This is a genomic window from Erythrobacter sp. S57(2025), assembly GCF_057365055.1.
In genome coordinates, this window is the sequence record NZ_CP200299.1 from 1,626,883 (window position 1) to 1,645,793 (window position 18,911).

Annotated in this window: 17 protein-coding genes and 2 tRNA genes; 10 read left to right on the plus strand and 9 right to left on the minus strand. The window is 56.4% G+C overall.

Annotated elements, in window-relative coordinates:
- Positions 1 to 10: 10 nt before the first annotated feature.
- On the minus strand, positions 11 to 637 hold the full coding sequence (locus AC0V6N_RS07865) for a thiol-disulfide oxidoreductase DCC family protein (RefSeq protein WP_486171020.1): 627 nt from the start codon (positions 635 to 637) through the stop codon (positions 11 to 13).
- Here AC0V6N_RS07865 and AC0V6N_RS07870 point away from each other — a divergent pair.
- Positions 636 to 2,015, plus strand: coding sequence for an NAD(P)/FAD-dependent oxidoreductase (locus AC0V6N_RS07870; protein ID WP_486171021.1), 1,380 nt, complete (start codon positions 636 to 638; stop codon positions 2,013 to 2,015). The genes AC0V6N_RS07865 and AC0V6N_RS07870 overlap by 2 nt on opposite strands.
- Here AC0V6N_RS07870 and AC0V6N_RS07875 read toward each other — a convergent pair.
- Genes AC0V6N_RS07875 through AC0V6N_RS07885 form a run of 3 tightly spaced genes read right to left on the minus strand, consistent with a single transcriptional unit; the run spans position 1,990 to position 3,431 of the window.
- Positions 1,990 to 2,478: a hypothetical protein gene (locus AC0V6N_RS07875; protein WP_486171022.1), complete on the minus strand. Its 489-nt coding sequence runs from the start codon at positions 2,476 to 2,478 to the stop codon at positions 1,990 to 1,992. The two genes, AC0V6N_RS07870 and AC0V6N_RS07875, sit on opposite strands and share 26 nt — an antisense overlap.
- A gap of 18 nt (positions 2,479 to 2,496) precedes the next feature.
- Entirely contained in the window at positions 2,497 to 2,943 is a 447-nt protein-coding gene (locus tag AC0V6N_RS07880; protein ID WP_486171023.1) for a GFA family protein, read from the minus strand.
- A 26-nt stretch (positions 2,944 to 2,969) separates the two neighbouring features.
- Positions 2,970 to 3,431 carry an Lrp/AsnC family transcriptional regulator gene (locus AC0V6N_RS07885; protein ID WP_486171024.1) on the minus strand — a complete coding sequence of 154 codons (462 nt, stop codon included), beginning with the start codon at positions 3,429 to 3,431 and terminating at the stop codon, positions 2,970 to 2,972.
- Positions 3,432 to 3,772: 341 nt separating this feature from the next.
- Here AC0V6N_RS07885 and AC0V6N_RS07890 point away from each other — a divergent pair, with 341 nt between their 5' ends.
- From AC0V6N_RS07890 to AC0V6N_RS07905, 4 genes are all read left to right on the plus strand, one after another.
- Positions 3,773 to 5,737, plus strand: a complete 1,965-nt coding sequence (locus AC0V6N_RS07890; protein WP_486171025.1) for a sensor histidine kinase — start codon at positions 3,773 to 3,775, stop codon at positions 5,735 to 5,737.
- Positions 5,738 to 5,875: 138 nt separating this feature from the next.
- On the plus strand, positions 5,876 to 6,862 hold the full coding sequence (locus AC0V6N_RS07895) for a polysaccharide deacetylase family protein (protein ID WP_486171026.1): 987 nt from the start codon (positions 5,876 to 5,878) through the stop codon (positions 6,860 to 6,862).
- Between the two features lie 94 nt (positions 6,863 to 6,956).
- Positions 6,957 to 7,032, plus strand: a tRNA-Ile gene (locus tag AC0V6N_RS07900).
- A 53-nt stretch (positions 7,033 to 7,085) separates the two neighbouring features.
- Positions 7,086 to 7,162 (plus strand) — tRNA-Pro (locus AC0V6N_RS07905).
- Positions 7,163 to 7,208: 46 nt separating this feature from the next.
- Here the strand turns inward: AC0V6N_RS07905 and AC0V6N_RS07910 are convergent.
- From AC0V6N_RS07910 to AC0V6N_RS07920, 3 genes are all read right to left on the minus strand, one after another.
- Positions 7,209 to 8,426: a GGDEF domain-containing protein gene (locus tag AC0V6N_RS07910; RefSeq protein ID WP_486171027.1), complete on the minus strand. Its 1,218-nt coding sequence runs from the start codon at positions 8,424 to 8,426 to the stop codon at positions 7,209 to 7,211.
- A 137-nt stretch (positions 8,427 to 8,563) separates the two neighbouring features.
- A complete protein-coding gene (locus AC0V6N_RS07915) occupies positions 8,564 to 10,021 on the minus strand; it encodes a M28 family peptidase (protein WP_486171028.1) in 1,458 nt (485 codons plus the stop codon).
- 69 nt (positions 10,022 to 10,090) lie between these two features.
- The gene (locus tag AC0V6N_RS07920) at positions 10,091 to 11,332 is read right to left on the minus strand and encodes a GGDEF domain-containing protein (protein ID WP_486171029.1); all 1,242 of its coding nucleotides are present in this window, start codon (positions 11,330 to 11,332) and stop codon (positions 10,091 to 10,093) included.
- Between the two features lie 167 nt (positions 11,333 to 11,499).
- On the opposite strand from AC0V6N_RS07920, the gene ettA reads away from it, so the two are divergent.
- The 3 genes from ettA to AC0V6N_RS07935 all read left to right on the plus strand — a co-directional run bounded on the left by ettA (position 11,500) and on the right by AC0V6N_RS07935 (position 14,553).
- Positions 11,500 to 13,173: an energy-dependent translational throttle protein EttA gene (gene ettA / locus AC0V6N_RS07925; protein WP_486171030.1), complete on the plus strand. Its 1,674-nt coding sequence runs from the start codon at positions 11,500 to 11,502 to the stop codon at positions 13,171 to 13,173.
- A 30-nt stretch (positions 13,174 to 13,203) separates the two neighbouring features.
- Positions 13,204 to 13,758 (plus strand): hypothetical protein, encoded by a 555-nt coding sequence (locus AC0V6N_RS07930; RefSeq protein WP_486171031.1) that lies wholly within the window; start codon positions 13,204 to 13,206, stop codon positions 13,756 to 13,758.
- A 111-nt stretch (positions 13,759 to 13,869) separates the two neighbouring features.
- Positions 13,870 to 14,553, plus strand: a complete 684-nt coding sequence (locus tag AC0V6N_RS07935; RefSeq protein ID WP_486171032.1) for a GGDEF domain-containing protein — start codon at positions 13,870 to 13,872, stop codon at positions 14,551 to 14,553.
- On the opposite strand, the gene AC0V6N_RS07940 is transcribed toward AC0V6N_RS07935, so the two are convergent.
- A complete protein-coding gene (locus AC0V6N_RS07940; RefSeq protein ID WP_486171033.1) occupies positions 14,550 to 15,131 on the minus strand; it encodes a pyridoxamine 5'-phosphate oxidase family protein in 582 nt (193 codons plus the stop codon). The genes AC0V6N_RS07935 and AC0V6N_RS07940 overlap by 4 nt on opposite strands.
- A 181-nt stretch (positions 15,132 to 15,312) precedes the next feature.
- Here AC0V6N_RS07940 and AC0V6N_RS07945 point away from each other — a divergent pair, with 181 nt between their 5' ends.
- Positions 15,313 to 16,410 (plus strand): RcnB family protein, encoded by a 1,098-nt coding sequence (locus tag AC0V6N_RS07945; RefSeq protein ID WP_486171034.1) that lies wholly within the window; start codon positions 15,313 to 15,315, stop codon positions 16,408 to 16,410.
- 116 nt (positions 16,411 to 16,526) lie between these two features.
- Positions 16,527 to 17,195, plus strand: a complete 669-nt coding sequence (locus AC0V6N_RS07950) for a prolyl hydroxylase family protein (protein ID WP_486171035.1) — start codon at positions 16,527 to 16,529, stop codon at positions 17,193 to 17,195.
- Between the two features lie 48 nt (positions 17,196 to 17,243).
- Here the strand turns inward: AC0V6N_RS07950 and AC0V6N_RS07955 are convergent, their stop codons facing one another.
- Complete coding sequence (locus AC0V6N_RS07955) at positions 17,244 to 18,854, minus strand: lysine--tRNA ligase (protein ID WP_486171036.1); 1,611 nt, start codon at positions 18,852 to 18,854, stop codon at positions 17,244 to 17,246.
- Positions 18,855 to 18,911 lie beyond the last annotated feature (57 nt).

Below are 18,911 nucleotides of genomic sequence, written 5' to 3' on the forward strand. Positions count from 1 at the left end.
GTTAAGCGCTCTAGAGCACCCGGTTGCGAAAGCGCTCATCAGGCACCCAGCAGCTCTCTCGCTTGCCAAAGATGCGATAGCGATTGCGGGCTATCAGGTGGTAAACGGGATCGCGAAGGAAGGCAGGCACAATGCGCAAGACGCGGGCCACAAGCCACGGCCAGCCCAGCCCTTCGTAGATCGCGATCACGGCATCGCTGTCCTTGCGAACACGGCCACCATCAGCCTTGGCTTCGATCACCAGAATGGAGGATGGGTCAGCGGGATCGAGACCGTTCGCACGGAACAGCTCAGCCCCCACATCGCCTTGCATTGACGCAAGCAGAAACCGCTCAGCCTTGTCGTGCTTCAACACGAATTGGGCATTGGCAGAGCACAGGAGGCACATCGCATCAAAGAGGATGATCGCCTGATCGCAGCGCTGGTCGCCTGCATGGTCGTTTCTGCTCATAAGCATGCGATAGGCTTGCAAAATCGCAAACTCAAAGGGATCAGAAACACCAACTGTTGCGCAGCACGCAACACTCGAATGGGGTCGGGGAACCGCGCCATGCCAATGGGCGTTGTTGTGGTAATCGCTGGCAATGCTCAGCTTGCCTTTGCGGGATCGAAGGCTGTCGGACGGAATAGACGCCATGAAACATGAAGAGATCCTCACCAAGGTCGACCATCACCCCGCGCCCGCGCGCGGCACGGAGTCCAAGCGAGTGCGCAAGACGCAGATCGTCGTCGTTGGCGGCGGCGCTGGCGGGCTTGAGCTTGTTCGGCGGCTGGGTGCGAAATACGGACGTAAGAAGCACGACATCATCCTAGTCGACAAGAACCTGTCGCACATCTGGAAACCCCTCTTACACGAAGTCGCGGCGGGGTCGCTGGACGCCAATCTGGATGAAGTGGGCTATCGCGGACATTGCGCCCGCTGGGGTTATCGCTTCTTCCAAGGCTCGCTGCAAAGCATCGATCGCAATGCAAAGACGATCAGCCTTGCCCCAGTTCTAGACGAACATGGTGAGGAGCTGATTGGCGGGCATACGATCAGATATGACATCCTCGTCCTAGCGCTGGGCTCAATCTCAAACGACTTTGGCGTTCCCGGCGTGGCTGAACATTGCCTGTATCTCGATAGCCGCGAACAAGCGGACAAGTTTCGCACCAAACTGCTCAACCACTGCCTCCGCGTTAGCCGAGCCATGCTGGCCGATCCCGACGCCGATGAGCGTGTGAAAGTCGCAATTGTCGGCGCGGGCGCAACCGGAGTGGAGCTCGCAGCAGAGCTGTACAATGCAGCAGGCGCGCTGAGGCATTATGGTTTGGAAGTGTTCGACGAAAGCCGGATGGATGTGACCATCCTAGAGGCTGGGCCGCGCATCCTACCGGCCTTGCCAGAAAAGCTGTCAGAAGGTGCGCGCAGTGAACTCAAGAAGTTAGGCGTCGTAGTTCGATCTCAAACCCAAGTGATAGAGGCGCGCAGGCGCTGTATGGTCACACAAACCGGCGACACCATTGAGGCAGATTTGATGGTCTGGGCGGCAGGCGTAAAGGGTGCAGAGTTCCTGAGCGAGCTTGGTCTTGAGACCAATCCGCGCAATCAGATCCTGGTCACAGAAACCATGCAAACGGTGAGCGACCCCGACATCTTCGCGTTGGGTGACTGCGCGTCTTTCACGCCCGAAGGCGAAGACCTGCCCATCCCACCAAGGGCCCAAGCAGCTCACCAAATGGCCGCAACCGTCTTCACCAACATTAAACGCAAGCAAAAGGGCAAAACGCTCAAACCCTTCGTCTACGATGACAAGGGTTCACTGATTTCACTCAGCCGGTTTTCAACCGTAGGAAGCCTGATGGGCAATTTGGTTGGCGGAGCGATGGCCGTAGAAGGGCGATTGGCGCGGCTGATCTACACTTCGCTGTACCGCATGCATTTGCTCGGCATACATGGTTGGATGAGGGGCATCGGGCTTATGGTTATTGGCCGAGTAAACCGAGTGGTCAGGCCTCGAATGAAGTTGCATTGATCGCATCGGCGAAGGTCTTTGCTGAAGACTGGTCAACTTGCTTAATCAAGATCACGCGCCTTGATCGGGTTTTGATTTGCAGAAGGGAGTTGAGGGGCTGCATTCTCTGTTCGACTGAGGCAATCTCGCTCAACGGCACTGGAGCTAGTCGCAGTGTAGGATGGAATACCACCGTATCGTCGTCGACGGCTAAGGCGATGGGCTGAAGCGCCTGCCAGCCAACCTTAGCAACTTCGTAAACGAGATAGAAAACGACCAGCAAAATCGCGATGTTGACGCCGCCATACTCAAACAGAGTAAGCCACCTGAGCCAGCCTGCTCTGCGTTGCTCCGAAAGTGAAAGCAACACATGTTGATCGAATGCTGCGATGGTGCAGACGATCAAGACAAGAACGAGCACGACAAGAAACAGGGCGAGAGCCCCGCGCCTAAATTCAACATATGGAATTGAGTCAGTGCTCACAATCTAACATCGATCATTTCAATCGAACGAGAAACCAGCGGCTTCTGCCTCGGCGATAATCTCTGCGCCGGTCTTCTTCGGCGTTTCCTGCGCAATATCGAACCAGTCAGGCTTTTCGTCGATGAAAATCTGATGCTTGATCGGCAGTCCTTTTGGCAGATCAAATAGTCCTGCAAGGAATGTGCGCGCGCCTGTGGGTTTGAATTTGTACCAGAGATTGCTGCCACATTTGCTGCAAAAGGCGCGCTCGGCCCAATCGCTCGATTGATAGGTCGAAATCGCCGCGTCGCCATCGATTGAGAAATCTTCTGTCTCAATGCCTGCATACATCGAACCGCCCCACTGCTGACACATCGTGCAATGGCACACATCGACTTCGCGATGCGCACCCTTGAGCGTGATTGAGACTGCACCGCACAGGCATTTGCCGTTTACAGGTTCCGCAATTCGATCATCATTGCTCATGAGAGACACATCTCCGTTTTGGGTGCTTAGAGCGGGACCCCCGGCTCATATTTAGCAGTGCGGATCGTCAATGAAGTTTTGACGCTGGCGACATTGGGAGCGGGCGTCAGCTTGCTTGTCAGGAATTCCTGAAAGCTTTGAAGGTCTTGGCTGACAATCTTGAGAATAAAGTCGATCTCACCATTGAGCATATGCACTTCGCGCACTTCAGGAAGTTCACGCATGGCTTCTTCAAACTCACGAAGCGAATTTTCGGCCTGACTTTTCAGGCTCACCATGGCGAAAACCGTGATGGCAAAGCCCAGTTTGGAAGGGTCAAGATCAGCGTGATAGCCGCGGATCACCCCATCTTCTTCCAGCCCGCGAACGCGGCGCAGACATGGCGGCGCAGTCAAACCAACACGCTGAGCCAACTCAACATTAGTCACTCGGCCCTCTGCCTGAAGCTCGCTAAGCAGGCGTTTATCAATCTCGTCCAAATTCGCCATCTCGCTCGTGGCTCCTCGGTAGGCGCGCTATCTAATACCGGCTAACAGACGGCAGAGCACGCGGGCTAAATTACAATCGCGCGCCAGATTGGCATACGCGGCAACAATCAACTGCAAGAACACGCAGGAGATTGCGCGTTTCAGAACAATAATATTAGGTGTGCCAGCAATTGTCCCGCTTTGCAACGCACTCGACAGGCACAGTGTGACAAAATGTCTGGGATGCTAAGGAAATACGCTTGCGCGCGCTGCCTATGCGACCGGATACTGGGCAGATGCGGGCTTGACGTTGCGCTACATACTAAGGGCAGCGATCTGTAAATGCCCGTTTGGAGCCTTGAATGTTCTTCGATGATCGTCTTGCAACTGTGCTGCGCCAGCGCGCCGGCAGCGAGGCGGCTCAGCGCACGCAATTCAGGCAATTGCTCGACATTCTAGGCACTCCGAAATTGGGCAAGGATGCAACGCGCGATCCCGGCTTGGTCGCCGCGGCTTGGATGCGGATGGATGTGCTGGGTGAGAAGATCCCACCTGCTGACCGGGCCCGGATGATCCGTGAGCCTGGTTGGCGCTTTCGCAATCCTGAGCTTGCCGCGCACCTGGCCGATTTTGAACCGGATGTCGCAGCAGCCGCATTGGCGCGCGCTGATTTGTCGAGCGAAGATTGGACGGCATTGATCCCGCGTCTTCCCATTAGAGCTCGCGGATTTCTTCGTCTGCGCAAGAACTTGCCTGAAGGTGCTGAAACGATGCTGGATCGCCTAGGCGTAAGCGATCGTGGACTGCCTTCCCCTGGTGAAATGCTTGTTGGCTTAGATGAGCAAGAAACCGACAACTTCCGAACCCCCGCAACGCCGCCAACACCCATTGATATTCGAGCCCCCAGAGCGGACGGCCCTTCAGCCGATGAACCGATCAAGCCAACACCTGCTGCAGAAGAGCCGGTTGCGCACGAGCCTTTAGATGATGGCGCTGCTCCTTTGGATAATCCGCCCCTATCGTCCGATCCATTTATCGGATTGCCTGCGGAAGACAGTTCCTCGCCGCTAATCGAGGACCAGCCAAGAATCCCTTCAGTCGATACTGTACCCACGACCGCAGATGTCGTGAGTGAAGGCCGGAGCGAAATCTCTGCGCTCGTAGAGCGGATCGCACAGTATAAGCGCAACCGCGAAGGGGACGGGGCCGGCACGCCAGGCATCGGCGCCGAATTTGATTCGAGTGAACCGCGCCTTCCCCTCGGTGAAGACAGTCTACGTCCGGTAAAACTTGCGCGAATATTCGGCTTTGCCGCCGATGCAGGCGGGCGGATTGAATGGAGCGATGGCGAAGTTGCCTCCATGGTCATTGGCGCACGGCTCGTTTCCCCACAGCGCATTGGGGCGACTGGAGACGAAACGCCGCTCGAACGCGCATTTCGCCAGCGTCAACCGATTAAGGGCGCTCAAAAGCAGCTAGTTGGCGCGGAAGCGATTGCCGGTGATTGGATTGTGGATGCGCAACCACGCTTTACAGACCAAGGCAATTTTACGGGATATGTCGGGCGTTTCCGTCGCCCTGTCTCACCCGACGACACGGCTCCAAGTGCAGCCGAGCGTGAGGCGGACCGCATACGGCAATTGCTCCACGAATTGCGCACCCCGGTTACCGCTGTTCAGGGTTACGCCGAGGTTATTCAGCAGCAGCTGTTTGGCGCCGCACCGCATGAATACCGTGCACTAGCAGCAGCGATTGCAGGTGATGCAGCGCGCATTCTTGCAGGTTTTGAGGAGCTGGATCGGCTTGCCAAGCTAGAAACCGGTGTGGCCGAGATTGATAGCGGCGAGACCGATATCGCCGCTCTTGCTGCGCAAACGTGCCGCCAGTTGGAGCCCGTGCTGCGTCCGCGAATGGCTGGTATCGCATTAGAAGGCGCACAGTTTCCGTGCATCATCCCGGTCGACGCTGATCAGGTCGAAGCACTGCTTTGGCGGTTGCTCGCAACGTTGGGCGGGGCATGCGGCGCGGGAGAAATGCTAGAGGCAAAGATCGGCACAGTCGGAATGAATGCCGAGCTTACTTGTGAGATCCCCGCGCAGTTGCTTGGCGAAGACGACATTTTTGCAGCCGAAGCCAAGCCTGCAAGCACTGCGATCAATGCCGGGATCTTTGGCGCGGGCTTTGCGCTTCGATTGGCACGAGCAGAAGCCAAAGCGGCTGGCGGCGATCTTATCCGGGCCAAAGACACATTAACGCTTACGCTGCCGTTGTTCGATGAGAGTGCCGAATTTGAGGACCTAGATTTCGGATCGCCCTTCGACCCCTGACCGGGATAGGCTCTTGCCCACGGTAAGGCATCGCTTACGAGTTTGGTGTATTGCTCAGTAACAATGAGCAAAGCTGCGTCCAAAAGCCCCGCACAAATAGTGCGAGATGGCGTCCCGGCAATGTCAGGAGAGATGTCTATGACGGACACACCTGCTTTGCAAAACCATGCTCGCTTTGCGCCTGAATTCGGTCAGCGTGTGCTGCTCACTGTCGACACCGAAGAAGAGTTTGACTGGGAAAAACCATTCACCCGCGACAAGCACGGCCTCAAAAATGTGGCCGCAATCCCGCGATTTCAGTCTTTTTGCGAAGCCATAGGCGCGCATCCGGTTTATTTGATCGATTGGCCGATCGCCACCGACCCCTTGGCCATCGAGATTATTGGCGATGCGGTATCACGCGGCAAAGCGGATGTCGGCGCGCAACTTCACCCTTGGGTAAATCCGCCTTTCGACGAAGAGGTCAATTCGCAGAATTCATATGCTGGCAGTCTTCCAAGGGAGCTTGAAAAAGCGAAATTGACGGCGCTGCGTGATCAGATTGAGCACGCTTTCGGTGCCGCGCCGATTATCTACCGTGCAGGCCGGTATGGGCTCGGCGCGAACAGTGCAGAAATTCTGGCAGAAACTGGGTTCAAGATCGACACTTCAGTGCGATCGCGCTTTGACTATCGTGGACAGGATGGACCTGATTATTCGCATCACCCACTCGTTCCATATTGGGCGAACAAGGATGCGAGGCTGCTCGAGCTACCGATCACAACTGTTTATTGGGGGTTGCTTCGCCAACTGGGCCCGCAAATTCACCGTGCGCAGCGGCATTTTCCGACAGTGTTCGGCGGTTTCTCCAAGCTCAGACTATTGGAACGCATCGCACTGACGCCCGAAGGGGTGACCGCTGAAGAAGCGATTCGCGGCGTCGATATTGCGCTAGATGATGACTTGCCGCTCCTAGTGCTGTCATTTCATAGCCCCTCGCTCGCCCCCGGCTTCACTCCTTACGCAAAGGACGAGGCGGCGGTGGAGGCGCTCTACGACTGGCTAAACCGCGTCTACGCCTATCTCGAAAAGCGCGGTGTGAAGAGCGCCAATACGGCACAAATTATCGCTGCTGCACAATTGTAGTCACATGGACGCTTGTGTCTTGCGCAAACGCGCTGTAGGGGATCGCTGCTTCCGTCGATGAGGTGGTGTTTCGCAGCGCTTCATTTGGGCTCAAGGGCCTGTAGCTCAGCGGTTAGAGCTGGCCGCTCATAACGGCTAGGTCGCGGGTTCGAATCCTGCCGGGCCCACCATCCTCCTGCTGTATCTGCAGGTTATGAGCGAGACGGAGCGGTTGAAATAGTGTCGGGGAGTGGCGCAGCCTGGTAGCGCACCTGTTTTGGGTACAGGGGGTCGCTGGTTCGAATCCAGTCTCCCCGACCATTTCAATCATCCAACAAATTGCAAGTGCCGGCTCCGCGTTGGGCGGTCAGCCTTCAGCGAGAGCACGCTGCATTTCAGTCAATTGCGGGACCTTTGCAGCGATTGATTCTTGCAGACTTGGCGCCTCAGCATTCTCAACACGATTGCGACCGCTCGATTTCGCTCGGTAAAGCGCCTGGTCAGCGCGGGCGAACAATTGTTCATAGGTTTCACCCGGTCTCGCTGTGGCAACACCAAAACTAGCCGTAAGGCGAATATCGTCGTTGAGGTCTGCGTGCTCAAGCTTGACAAATGCCAGTCTGATACGCTCGGCAAGTCGTTCGGCCGGATCGTTGGGGCAATTCCAGACGGCGATGCAGAATTCCTCGCCCCCAACCCTGCCGGCTGTGTCACAACCGCGGATCATTGAAGAAATCAGTTCGCCAAAGCCTGAAATTGCATGGTCGCCAGATTGATGGCCCCAGATGTCATTGACCTGCTTGAAGTGATCGATATCGGCCACAACCAGACTAAGCGGACGGCCCTCGATTTGCGCGCGGGGTATAAGTTCGCCCATGGTTTGCTCAAATGCGGCGCGGTTTTGCAATCCGGTAAGCGCATCGCGGGAGCTGCTTTCGCGCAATGATGCAGTCCATTCGACGATTGTCGCGCCCATCAAAATCATCGCGCCCGCGACAGACTTCACGCCTAGCACCAAACCAATGAGAGAATAGTAGAGCGAATCGCGATACGCTTCCTGTGCGATTGATTTCTCGAACATCAAAGTCATGTTCGGTCTGACGAGGAAATCCACGGCGTTAACGGCTATCAAAGCGATGATAACCATGTCTATCGCGGTTCTTCGCTGCGCCATCAAAAGCGTGGTCAATGCAATGACATACATGGCGCCATAGCCAGTGTTTACGATGATCAATCGCGGCGCGACATCATTGGTAATTGTGACGGCGATAGCTAGCACAGAGGCGCTGACCAAATAGACAACGCCCAATGCTGCAAGATTGATGCGTTGGCCAACTCGCTCACAAATTGAAAACAAGCTCGCCGTCACCGCAATGGTGTAAAACACCTGTGTCGTGTGAAATACGTAGCTGGCGCCAGCAGGCAGAAAGTGGGTCGCAAGATAGCCTGCGGCGAAAAACACGTAGCCAATCGCGAAACCAAGCACGTGGCGCTTCATGCGTCCGAGGCGCCAAAACAGCGCAAAGGTCACTGCAAAAAGCAGCGCCATCAATGGTGTTAATAGTCCAAGAATTACCGTTTGCATTGACCGGTGGCGCTCCCTTGATTGCTGGCTAGGGCAATAAGGTTAATTTGCTCTTTAGTTGAGTTACCTAGAATGGCGTTCAGCGGCGAAAATTTGGTGCTAGCGGAAAACGCTTTTTCATCAGGTCTTTAGCCGCTTTATTCACCGCCCATAATCGCTGGCGCGCTTGGGATTGAACCGCCGGTTTGGATCGAGGTGCTTTCATTCGCCAGAATGCCCGCAACAGTCGTCCAAACAGCTACATTTTGCCGCAATTGCACCGGATCAATTTTGTCGAGCGTGTCGTCAGGGGTGTGATGCAAGTCAAAATAGCGCGTTCCATCTTGTTGCAAATCAATGATCGCCCCGCCCTGATCGCGAACAATGTTGAGATCCGCTCCGCCGCGCGCGACGATTGTTGAATTGGCCACTCCAAACCGCGCCACTGCGCTGGCAAGCCGGTTATGAAGATCGGTATTGCTTTCGCGAAAATTGCTCTCAAACCGCCAGATACGGTCCGCGCCAAAATCACTTTCCAGACCGACCGCAATCGGTTCATTGATGTGAGCCTGTGAATAAGCAGTGGACCCGAACAGGCCGACTTCCTCTGCGCCTGCGAACAGCACGCGAATGGTCCGCAATGGTTGCCCTGTCTTTTGGACGTTCAGGGCCGCAGCCGCGATAATCCCGCAGCCCGCTCCATCATCAAAGGCCCCCGGAGCATTCCACCAACTATCGAGGTGACACGCCAGCAAAACGGGCGGCAATTCCGGGTTGCGTCCAACGACCTCACCCACAACATTGCCGCTGATTGTTGTGCCAAGATTCTCTGGTGTCAGAGTCAGTTTCATCACGATGGGGCGACCATTGGCGCGTTCGAACATGCGCTCAAGATTGGCTGCATCAGGCAGTGACAGCGCACCTGCAGGCGTAGGCACAACCCGGCCCACATCGGTCGATCCATCCGCGCGACGAAAAGTCGTGCCCCCCACATGCGGGTTGCGGTGATAATCGGTGCCAACCGACTTAATCACGGTTGCGACGGCGCCTTTCTCTTTAGCGATGCCCGCGCCCACCCAGCGCGCTGGCCCTGCAAAGCCATATTGCGAACCATCCTGTGTCGGCGTCATTGAATGCGAGATATAGGCAATTTTGCCTTCGAGGCTCCCCGCAGGCGCGGCGCGCAGAGCGTCGACATTTTCGAACATCACGACTTCAGCTGTGATCCCGTCAGGTCCAGTCGAGGCGCTGCCGCCCAGAGGCTGTATTACTAGTGGTTGGGGAAAGGGGCTGGTTATCTCGGCCCGGTGCAAATCGCCCGGTACCCACGTTTCCATCTCGAATGGTTCATCAGCAACATTGGCAAAGCCATGTCGTTCAAGCCAGTCCATTGCCCAAACACGGCCTCGCGTTTCTGCCTCTGTCCCCGCCTGACGCGGGCCGACCTCAGTCGTGACCCCTTCGACGAAATCCCAAGCGTATGTGTCGCCTGCAAGCGCCTCGCTCGCAACAGTTTCTAGGCTAGGTGCGCTTCCAGTGCCCGAGTGGTTCTCAGCGGAAAGAGGAGCTGTAAATGCGAAGGCCGCTGTCGCGGCGAGGAAATGTGATGCTTTCATGCGCCCGTTAGCTATCGAGCAGAACCAAGCCTGTCCAGCCGACGCTCAACTGCCCAAGCAATATTGACGCTAACGTGACTTTCGCCCGGCTAGCGAAACAACCTTGTCGTGGTTGGCTTTGCTGCTCTCTGGATTGAATTCTCTTGTCAAAGGCTGCGCAAAATCACCAGTCCGCTCACCCACGACCCGGTTCCGGCCGGAACGCTTCGCTGTGTAGAGGGCAGCATCGGCACGCTCAAAAGTGCGAGAATAGTCTGCGCCGGGTTGAAACTCAGCCACACCAAAGCTTGCGCTCGTCACTTCGTCGATCGGGAGACCGTCATGGCGTGTATCGACAAAAGCCATACGAAGGCGTTCGGCAAGCGCCACCGCGCCCTCTTCACCGCAATTCCAAGCCACGATGCAAAACTCTTCGCCGCCAATGCGCCCGGCGACATCGCGCGGTCGGACACGCGAGGCGATCAAACGACCAAAGTCCGCAATGACCTTATCACCCGCATTATGGCCAAATGTGTCATTGACGCGTTTGAAGTGGTCGATGTCTCCAACAATCAAACTGACAGGCACGCGCTCGCTCGACGAACGTTCAAGCATGTCTTTTGCCAAAGCCTCAAAAGCTCCGCGTGTTGGAAGGCCCGTTAGCGCATCTTGCGTAGCCAATTGTTTGTCGGCTTCTTGCTTATCAAGCAGGACCGACGCCGCGAGCGATAGTCCAAGCAATACCATCAGCAGGCAAAGAACCAGCACATGGAAAGACATCAGCATGGCTGCGCCTTCCTCGCCCGGTCCGAAAACCTGCTCTGCGTAAATCGTCATGAACGGGCGGGTGAAACCAAAAAGTGCAAAGCCGCAAAAGGTCCAAATTATGATACGATCAACCGCATTGCGCGCGCCGGCGTACCAGAGGTTTTGAGCGGTGAGAGCAAGCAGAAGCGCCGAATTCAAGTTCTGCGCGGTCATCATCGCTTGACGTTCGCCAGTGGCGCTTGTGATCCACAACAGCACCGATGTGGCTGCGACCGTAGCAAAGTAGACCGCAATGGGCAGTCGCAATCCTAGTCGTGCGCTCGTGCCCCACATGATCGCGATAAGGCCAGCCATCGACATGATATGGTAGGAAAGGATGCCCAGGGGACCAATTCCGCCAAGCAGAAAAATGTTCAGAATGACGCCCGCGGCCATGGAGGCAAAGCCAAAGGAATAGGCCAGCACGTGCAACTTTGACCTGTCGGGCCACCAAAGCGCAGCAAATAACGCGGAAAGAATCAGCGTTATTGCCGGAAAAACAAAGATCAAAATCTGTCCTTGCATATCGCCTTTTGGTCCTTCGTTCCTTCTATTACTTCGCCATACTAACTGGCTCTAAATGTTGATCCTGGGGGCAAACACGTAAGGTCTTGCTTGCTCCAACTCACCAGCGCGCCTATCTGGCCTAGCAACAAAACCTCTCCATTATTCGACGAACAAGGAACAAGCCGATGGCAGCGCAATATGCTTTTGTGATGAAAGGTATGACCAAAAGCTTTCCGGGCGCTCAAAAACCCGTTTTGAGCAACATCAATTTACAGTTCTACCAAGGCGCAAAAATCGGCATTGTCGGCCCCAATGGTGCTGGCAAATCGACCCTGATGAAAATCATGGGCGGTATCGACACTGACTTTTCGGGCGAAGCATGGGCCGGTGAGAACATCACGGTCGGCTATCTCCCGCAGGAACCCGAGCTCGATACGACTAAGACCGTGCTCGAAAATGTGCGCGAAGGGGCCAAGGAAACAGCTGAATTGGTCGAACGCTTCAACGCCGTTTCTGCTCAAATGGCTGAACCAGACGCTGATTTCGACGCGCTGGGCGATGAGATGGCTGAGCTTCAGACCAAGATTGACGCGGTTGACGGCTGGACGCTCGACAATCAGCTCGAAATCGCAATGGAGGCCCTTCGTTGCCCACCTTCTGACAGCCCTGTCGACAACCTTTCGGGTGGTGAAAAACGCCGCGTTGCCCTTACCCGGCTGCTAATCCAGAAGCCTTCAATCCTTTTGCTCGACGAACCGACCAACCACCTTGACGCAGAAAGCGTTGAGTGGCTTGAAAACCACCTCAAGGACTATGCCGGTGCCGTCCTGATGATCACCCACGATCGCTACTTCCTCGACAATGTAGTGGAGTGGATCCTGGAACTCGATCGCGGCACCTACTACCCTTACGAGGGCAATTACTCGACCTATCTCGAGAAGAAGGCCAAGCGTCTGGAGCAGGAAAGCCGCGAGGAATCGGGCAAGCAAAAGGCTCTAGCCCGCGAACTCGAGTGGATCAGGCAAACGCCGTCTGCTCGCCAGACCAAGTCAAAAGCGCGTGTTCGCAAATTTGAAGAGCTGCAAGAGGCTCAAGGTCAACGCACTCCGGGCAAAGCGCAGATTGTCATTCAGGTGCCTGAACGGCTCGGCGGCAAGGTGATTGAGGCCAAAAACATTTCGAAAGCCTATGGCGACAAGCTGCTGTTTGAAAACCTGTCTTTCATGCTGCCACCTGGCGGCATCGTCGGCGTCATTGGCCCCAACGGTGCGGGCAAGTCTACCCTATTCAAGATGATTACGGGCCAGGAAACGCCTGATACCGGGTCCATTGAGATCGGCGACACTGTGCATCTGGGCTACGTCGATCAGTCTCGCGATGATCTGACGCCATCGAATAATGTCTGGGAGGAAATCTCCGACGGTCTCGATTACATGCAGGTCAACGGTCACGACACGTCAACACGCGCCTATGTTGGAGCATTCAACTTTAAAGGGGCCGACCAACAAAAGAATGTCGGCAAGCTTTCTGGTGGTGAGCGCAACCGCGTCCACATGGCAAAAATGCTTAAGCAAGGCGGAAACGTTCTGCTGCTGGACGAACCGACCAACGATCTCGACGTGGAAACCTTGGGTGCGCTTGAAGATGCGATTGAGAACTTCGCGGGCTGCGCCGTGGTGATCTCGCACGACCGCTTCTTCCTCGATCGTCTTGCGACCCACATTCTCGCATTCGAAGGCAACAGCCATGTCGAATGGTTTGAGGGCAACTTTGAAGCTTACGAAGAAGATAAGCGCCGCCGTTTGGGTGATGCAGCGGATCGACCAACTCGCCTCGCTTACAAAAAGCTTACCCGCTAATAGCCACACGGATTTGCAAGAGAGCCTGTTATGAACATCACTCAAAAGAACCTCGTGCTGATCATCGGCGCAATCGTAATTGGGCTTGTCCTCGGAATTATCTTTCCAACGCTCGGCCTACTGCTGTTGGCGCCGGTCATCATATTCATAGTCGTGGTCTTTATGCGCAATAAGGGTGGTGCAGAGGCTGATGAGGCCACTGCGGCACAGGCACGGCAGTTCACCGCTACTGACGGGATGGCCGCGATTTACGTCATGCGTAAGGGGTTCGTTGCGGGCCAACAGGGCATGAACATTACCATTGATGATTCACTCACGACGCAATTTCGCACAGGTCGTTTCTGCAAAGCTGATGTCACGCCTGGTGAGCATACGATTGCTGCGCTCATGGCGAGCCAAACCAAGGGTACGGCGACATCCGAAACTGTTTCCTTGGCAGCTGGCGAGTGTGTTTTGCTGGATGCAAAGCTCAATATGGGTGCCCTGCAAGGATCCGTAGAGTTCTTCGAAACGCGAGATGGCAATGAAGCGCGCGGGAAGCTTACAGGATTGAAGTTAGTCGAGTGGAACACGCCTGAAGACTGAGCTTAACAGCGCTGGCGTTTCCCCTGCGCCGCAGAAAGCTCTCGCACCCTTTACTCTCAATTAACTTCGCATGGGCAAACCAACGCCGGAGAAGAGACAGGGGCAGTCTTAATGGAAGAATTGGTGCAAGCACCGATTTCTGATCCGGTCATGGGTCTTATCGTCGCAGTTTGCGCGGCCCTGTTTCTAACTCTGTTTGCAATCCGCTGGGGACATCGTCCTCATCCCGATGCAGACCCGCTTTCCGACCTATTCGATGCACCTCGTTTGCGAAAGGAAGCGCGTGCGGTTGAGCGTCGCGTATCTCCCAAGCATCCAAGCGGCGCGGTTTTGCGCGGCAGGATTGATCATCTAAATCAGATGCGCACGATCTGGGGACAAGAAACCCGTGATGAAGCGATTGCACAAGTCGCTCAAGTCATGCGTTCCGGTCTTCGCAAGAGCGACATTATGATCGAGGCCGATGGACCAGCGGGTGATGCATCCTTTGTCGTCGTTGCCGAGGGCGCGAGCGAACAAGAGGCGGGCGCGATCGCGCGCCGATTGCTCGAAACCATCGCGGATACTTCGGTCGAAGGCATGGCCTCAGGATTTGGCGTCACAGCAAGCATTGGAGTTGCCGCCCGCCGCAGCGGAGAGAGCGTTGAAGAATGGCATGCCCGCGCTGGTTCTGCCTTGGACGCCGCACAATCAGATGGCGAAGACCGAGTGCTAACCGCAACCGAGTGGGAAGAAATTGTCCTACTGCCAGCGCCAGTCGATGCAAACTGCAGCTCCGCCACAAAAGCAGCTTAGGGCGAAACCCAGCGCCCTTCCCATTGTGCATCAGTTCTAGTGAATTGCGCCCGGACATGTCCCGTATGCGCAAGATACAGCCAATCCATCTCAGTGAGTTCTACCAGCAAGACGGCGAAGTTCTCGCGCGCTGAAACCAGCTGATCATCGCTCGGTTCGACGCCTTCAAAATCTGCTGGCAAACCCGAAGTTGGCTCATCTCCCAGCGTGCCAGGTCCGTCACCGAGGTAACAGCGCCTCGCAAAGTTTGATCCTTTGTCCCATGCAGCCTGAGTCACGGGCGCATTTCTTAATACGCTGCCAGTACCGCGCACTCTAATCTGGATTTTGGCGCTCTTATCGTAAAACAAGACAGCCATGCGAGGATCTGCCTCAATGGCTGCTACCTTTGGTGCGCGCGTGTCGGTGTGAAAGCGTAACGTCCAGGCCTCATTGTCAAATTCGCGCAGCACCATGCCGCGAGCATCGACATCGCTTGTCACGACCGCTGGCACATGCATCGGAGATTTTCTGTCCTTTGCCGCGCGGGCCAGTCGTCCCACCAAGTCGCGCCGCACTTCATCAAGTTTTTCAAACATAGACCTGCCTCTTTGTGGCTAAGTCAGCCCCGGTCAAGGCGTTCAGGTAACCGAGCTCGAACATTAACGTAAGCCTAAACGGGTGGTTAAGGGTCAGGACATCGACTCACCGCTAGAAACGTGCATATCAACAGGAACTAACAAGCCGTGAGTGGTGGGGCGGCACAAACGGAGGCAACTCATGGACATTACCCTTCTTCTAAGGGGCAGTGCGTTACCGGCTCTTGCGCTTGCACTAGCCTTTGTCGCACCACCCGAAGCTGCTGAGGCCGCGAGCCTTGAGACAGCGGAAAGCTCTGCGGAAATGGCGCAGGACCGTCAGGATAGACGCGCTCAGCGCCGTCAGAACCGTCGTTCGGAACGGCCCAATCGCGGGCGCCAGATTCGCCAGCGTGGAAATTCCAGCGCAAGACAGGCAGATTCAAGCGTAGATCGTCAGGAGCGGCGGGCGCAGCGACGCAGCGGACAGCGCACTGAGCCCCGCAGCGAGCGTAGGTCAGAACGCCGCGCTGATCGTGTAGATCGTCGTAGCGAACGCCGCGCAGATGGCGTGAACCGCCGCTCTGAGCGCCGTGCAGGCAATGTAGAGCGGCGCGGTGATCGCCGGGCTGATCGTCTTGAGCGGCGCGGTCGTAATGGCGAAGCACGCCGAGTTGATCGTCGCAGCGAACGCCGCGCAGATGGTATTGAACGTCGTGGTGATCGCAGGGCTGACCGAATCGAACGTCGCGGTGATCGCCGCGCGGATCGGGTCGAACGCCGGGGAAATCGCGGTTTTGATCGCCGGTCAGACCGCAGGGTCGAACGTCGCGGTGAGCGTCGGTTTGATCGCCGGGGAGAACGTCGGGCCGAACGGCGCGGTGAGCGCAGAGCAGAGCGCCGGTTTGAACGTCGCAACTCCTATCGTAACGGCGTGAGAGATGGTCGCCGTGCGGAGCGGCGCGCAGAACGTCGCCGGGACTTCCGACGGTGGAACCGTCACGGTTGGCGCAGTGATCGCCGCTTTGGATGGCGTGACTATCGCCGCACGAACCGGAGCATCTTCCGCCTTGGCCGTTACTACGCGCCTTACAGGTCACACCGCTACAATCGTCTTCGGATCGGGTTCCACCTCGATAGCCTGTTCTTCTCATCGCGGTACTACATCCACGATCCTTGGGCTTATCGCTTGCCTTCAGTCTACGGTCCGTATCGCTGGGTCAGGTACTATGACGATGTGGTCCTTGTAGATATCTACACCGGTGAAGTGGTTGATGTGATCCACGACTTCTTCTGGTGACGTAGTGGTCCTCTGGACGAAGCGCCCCTGCTGGAGCAATCCGGCGGGGGTTTTGCTTTTGGTCAAAGCGAGCTTGCTCCTCTTGCGATGGCTGCGCTGATTGCTAAGCAAGCCTCATGGCAAAGACTGAGACCATCCCTGATCAAGACGCCCTTCGCCGGGTTGGCAAAACCGTGCGAGAGCGACTGACCGCCGACCCCGGCGTTTACGAGATCGAGAACGACATGGCAGAATTGTTCGCCGTGGGCGACTTTCTGACAAAGGCAGAATGTGACCGTTTGTGCCTGATGGTCGATGCGACCGCGCGGCCATCTTCCTTGCATGAAATCGGCTATGAAAGCGGCTTTCGAACCTCCTATTCGGGCGATCTCGACCCGCATGACAGTTTCGTGCGCGGGATCAGCCGGCGCATTGACGATATCCTTGGCCTCGATCCCAAAGTCGGTGAGCCCATTCAAGGCCAACGCTACCTTCCGGGCCAACAGTTCAAGCCGCATAATGACTGGTTCTATACAACCGAAAAGTACTGGCTGTCAGAACGCAAACGCGGCGGTCAGCGTTCATGGACTGCGATGGTATTCCTCAATGATGTCGAAGAAGGCGGTGAAACCCACTTCACTCACATCGGCATCAAGATTGAGCCTAAGCCCGGCGTGCTCCTGATCTGGAATAACGCCCTGCCGGATGGCCGTCCTAATGAGGACACGATGCATGCGGGAACCCCTGTGGTGAAAGGGTCCAAATACATCATCACCAAATGGTATCGCACGCGAGCTTGGAAGTAGGAAAGTGGTTTCCGCTTTGCGCTCACCCATCCGGGTGAGCGTCCTCTCCTACGCCTTCTCCAATGCCTCTGCGATCAGCTTGCGCGTTGGCTCCACGCCGTACAGCGCGATGAAGCTGCCCATGCGGGGGCCTTGCTCTGATCCTAGCAGCGTTTGGTAGAGCCCTTTGAACCAGTCGCGTAAGGACTCAAAACCGTATGCCTCGTTCTTACCGATCTCATAGACCATGGTCTGCAAGTCCTCAGCGCTCGCATCTGCATTAGCCGCCGCAAGCTGAGCATCAAGCTCCTTAAGCGCTCCCACTTCCCCGCCCTCAGGCGCACGCTTTGCAAGCGTTGGCGCCACGAAGTCGCGGTTGTAGTTCACCGCGCACTCGATCAGTCGCAGCAGCGCTGGGTCTTCGACAGGCTGCCCCGTGTAGCTCGCCACATACTCAGCGAGGTTAGCAGGCGTTGCTTCCAGCCCAAGCACACTCACAAGGTTGAGGAGCAAGCTGTATGGTACCGCGAGCGTATCACCAGCGCCGGGAGCCTCTACCCCAGCCCCATCGATGTTGGCACGCAGCAAGTGCCAAGCAGGGTTACCCATCTGCTTGTCCAGACCTTGCGTAGGCAGACGCTCGCGAAACTGCCAGTAGTCGTCAATCGCTTTGGGAATGACGCCTGCATGGAGCTGCTTTGCGCTTTTGGGATTGGGGAAGATGTAGAAACCCAGGCTCTCATCAGAGCCATATTGCAGCCAATCCTCAATCGTCAGGCCATTGCCTTTGGACTTGCTGATCTTCTCGCCCTTCTCATCAAGGAACAGCTCATAGATCAGGCCTTCGGGCTTGTTGCCGCCGAGGACGCGGGCGATCTTGCCTGATTGCACGCCGCTATCGGTCAGGTCCTTGCCATACATCTCGTAGTCGACGCCCAGCGCGACCCAGCGCATGGCCCAGTCGACCTTCCATTGACACTTCGACATGCCGCCAAGCGCCGACTGCTCGACCACATTGCCGTCCGTATCGGTGAAGCGGATCATGCCTGCTTCGGCATCGACCACTTCGATTGCCACTTGCAGCACTTCGCCTGTGGTCGGGCTGATCGGCATCACGGGGGAGTAGGTCTTGCGGCGCTCTTCACCCAATGTGGGCAGCATAATGTCTTGGATTGCGTCAAACCCGCGCAAGACGCCACGCAGCGCATCGTCGAAAGCGCCTGAGTTGTAGCGGTCAGAGGAGCTCACGAACTCGTAGTCGAACTCGAACTGGTCGAGGAAGGCACGCAGCATCGCGTTGTTGTGGGCTGCGAAGCTCTCATGTTCGTTGCTAAACGGGCTTGGGATGCGCGAGAGCGGCTTACCCAGATGCGCAGCCAGCATCTCCTTGTTCGGCACATTGTCAGGCACTTTGCGAAGGCCATCCATGTCATCGCTAAAGGCAACCAGACGCGTCTTCTCACCCGTCAACGCTTCGTAAGCGCGGCGCACGAAGGTGGTGCGCAGCACTTCCTGAAACGTGCCGATATGCGGCAGGCCTGATGGGCCATAGCCGGTTTCGAACAGCACTGGACCACCGCCGGGTTTTCCGTTCCGAAGCCGTTTGGCGAGGCGCTGAGCCTCTTGAAAGGGCCAGGCTTTGGAGTTGCGAGCGGTCTCTTGGAGTGTGCTGTCAGTCATAGTGGGGGCGCTTTGATGCAAGGGTGATGGAGTTGCAAGCGCGAATCCACCGGGTTG

What these genes read in the sequence shown, in the direction of transcription:
- AC0V6N_RS07895 (WP_486171026.1), top strand. Translation starts at nt 5,876, where the DNA reads ATGACGGACACACCTGCTTTGCAAAACCATGCTCGCTTTGCGCCTGAA.
- AC0V6N_RS07935 (WP_486171032.1), top strand. Translation starts at nt 13,870, where the DNA reads ATGGAAGAATTGGTGCAAGCACCGATTTCTGATCCGGTCATGGGTCTT.
- AC0V6N_RS07880 (WP_486171023.1), bottom strand. Translation starts at nt 2,943, where the DNA reads ATGAGCAATGATGATCGAATTGCGGAACCTGTAAACGGCAAATGCCTG.
- AC0V6N_RS07950 (WP_486171035.1), top strand. Translation starts at nt 16,527, where the DNA reads ATGGCAAAGACTGAGACCATCCCTGATCAAGACGCCCTTCGCCGGGTT.
- AC0V6N_RS07910 (WP_486171027.1), bottom strand. Translation starts at nt 8,426, where the DNA reads ATGCAAACGGTAATTCTTGGACTATTAACACCATTGATGGCGCTGCTT.
- AC0V6N_RS07920 (WP_486171029.1), bottom strand. Translation starts at nt 11,332, where the DNA reads ATGCAAGGACAGATTTTGATCTTTGTTTTTCCGGCAATAACGCTGATT.
- AC0V6N_RS07930 (WP_486171031.1), top strand. Translation starts at nt 13,204, where the DNA reads ATGAACATCACTCAAAAGAACCTCGTGCTGATCATCGGCGCAATCGTA.
- AC0V6N_RS07890 (WP_486171025.1), top strand. Translation starts at nt 3,773, where the DNA reads ATGTTCTTCGATGATCGTCTTGCAACTGTGCTGCGCCAGCGCGCCGGC.
- AC0V6N_RS07885 (WP_486171024.1), bottom strand. Translation starts at nt 3,431, where the DNA reads ATGGCGAATTTGGACGAGATTGATAAACGCCTGCTTAGCGAGCTTCAG.
- AC0V6N_RS07940 (WP_486171033.1), bottom strand. Translation starts at nt 15,131, where the DNA reads ATGTTTGAAAAACTTGATGAAGTGCGGCGCGACTTGGTGGGACGACTG.
- AC0V6N_RS07870 (WP_486171021.1), top strand. Translation starts at nt 636, where the DNA reads ATGAAACATGAAGAGATCCTCACCAAGGTCGACCATCACCCCGCGCCC.
- AC0V6N_RS07865 (WP_486171020.1), bottom strand. Translation starts at nt 637, where the DNA reads ATGGCGTCTATTCCGTCCGACAGCCTTCGATCCCGCAAAGGCAAGCTG.
- ettA (WP_486171030.1), top strand. Translation starts at nt 11,500, where the DNA reads ATGGCAGCGCAATATGCTTTTGTGATGAAAGGTATGACCAAAAGCTTT.
- AC0V6N_RS07945 (WP_486171034.1), top strand. Translation starts at nt 15,313, where the DNA reads ATGGACATTACCCTTCTTCTAAGGGGCAGTGCGTTACCGGCTCTTGCG.
- AC0V6N_RS07915 (WP_486171028.1), bottom strand. Translation starts at nt 10,021, where the DNA reads ATGAAAGCATCACATTTCCTCGCCGCGACAGCGGCCTTCGCATTTACA.
- AC0V6N_RS07955 (WP_486171036.1), bottom strand. Translation starts at nt 18,854, where the DNA reads ATGACTGACAGCACACTCCAAGAGACCGCTCGCAACTCCAAAGCCTGG.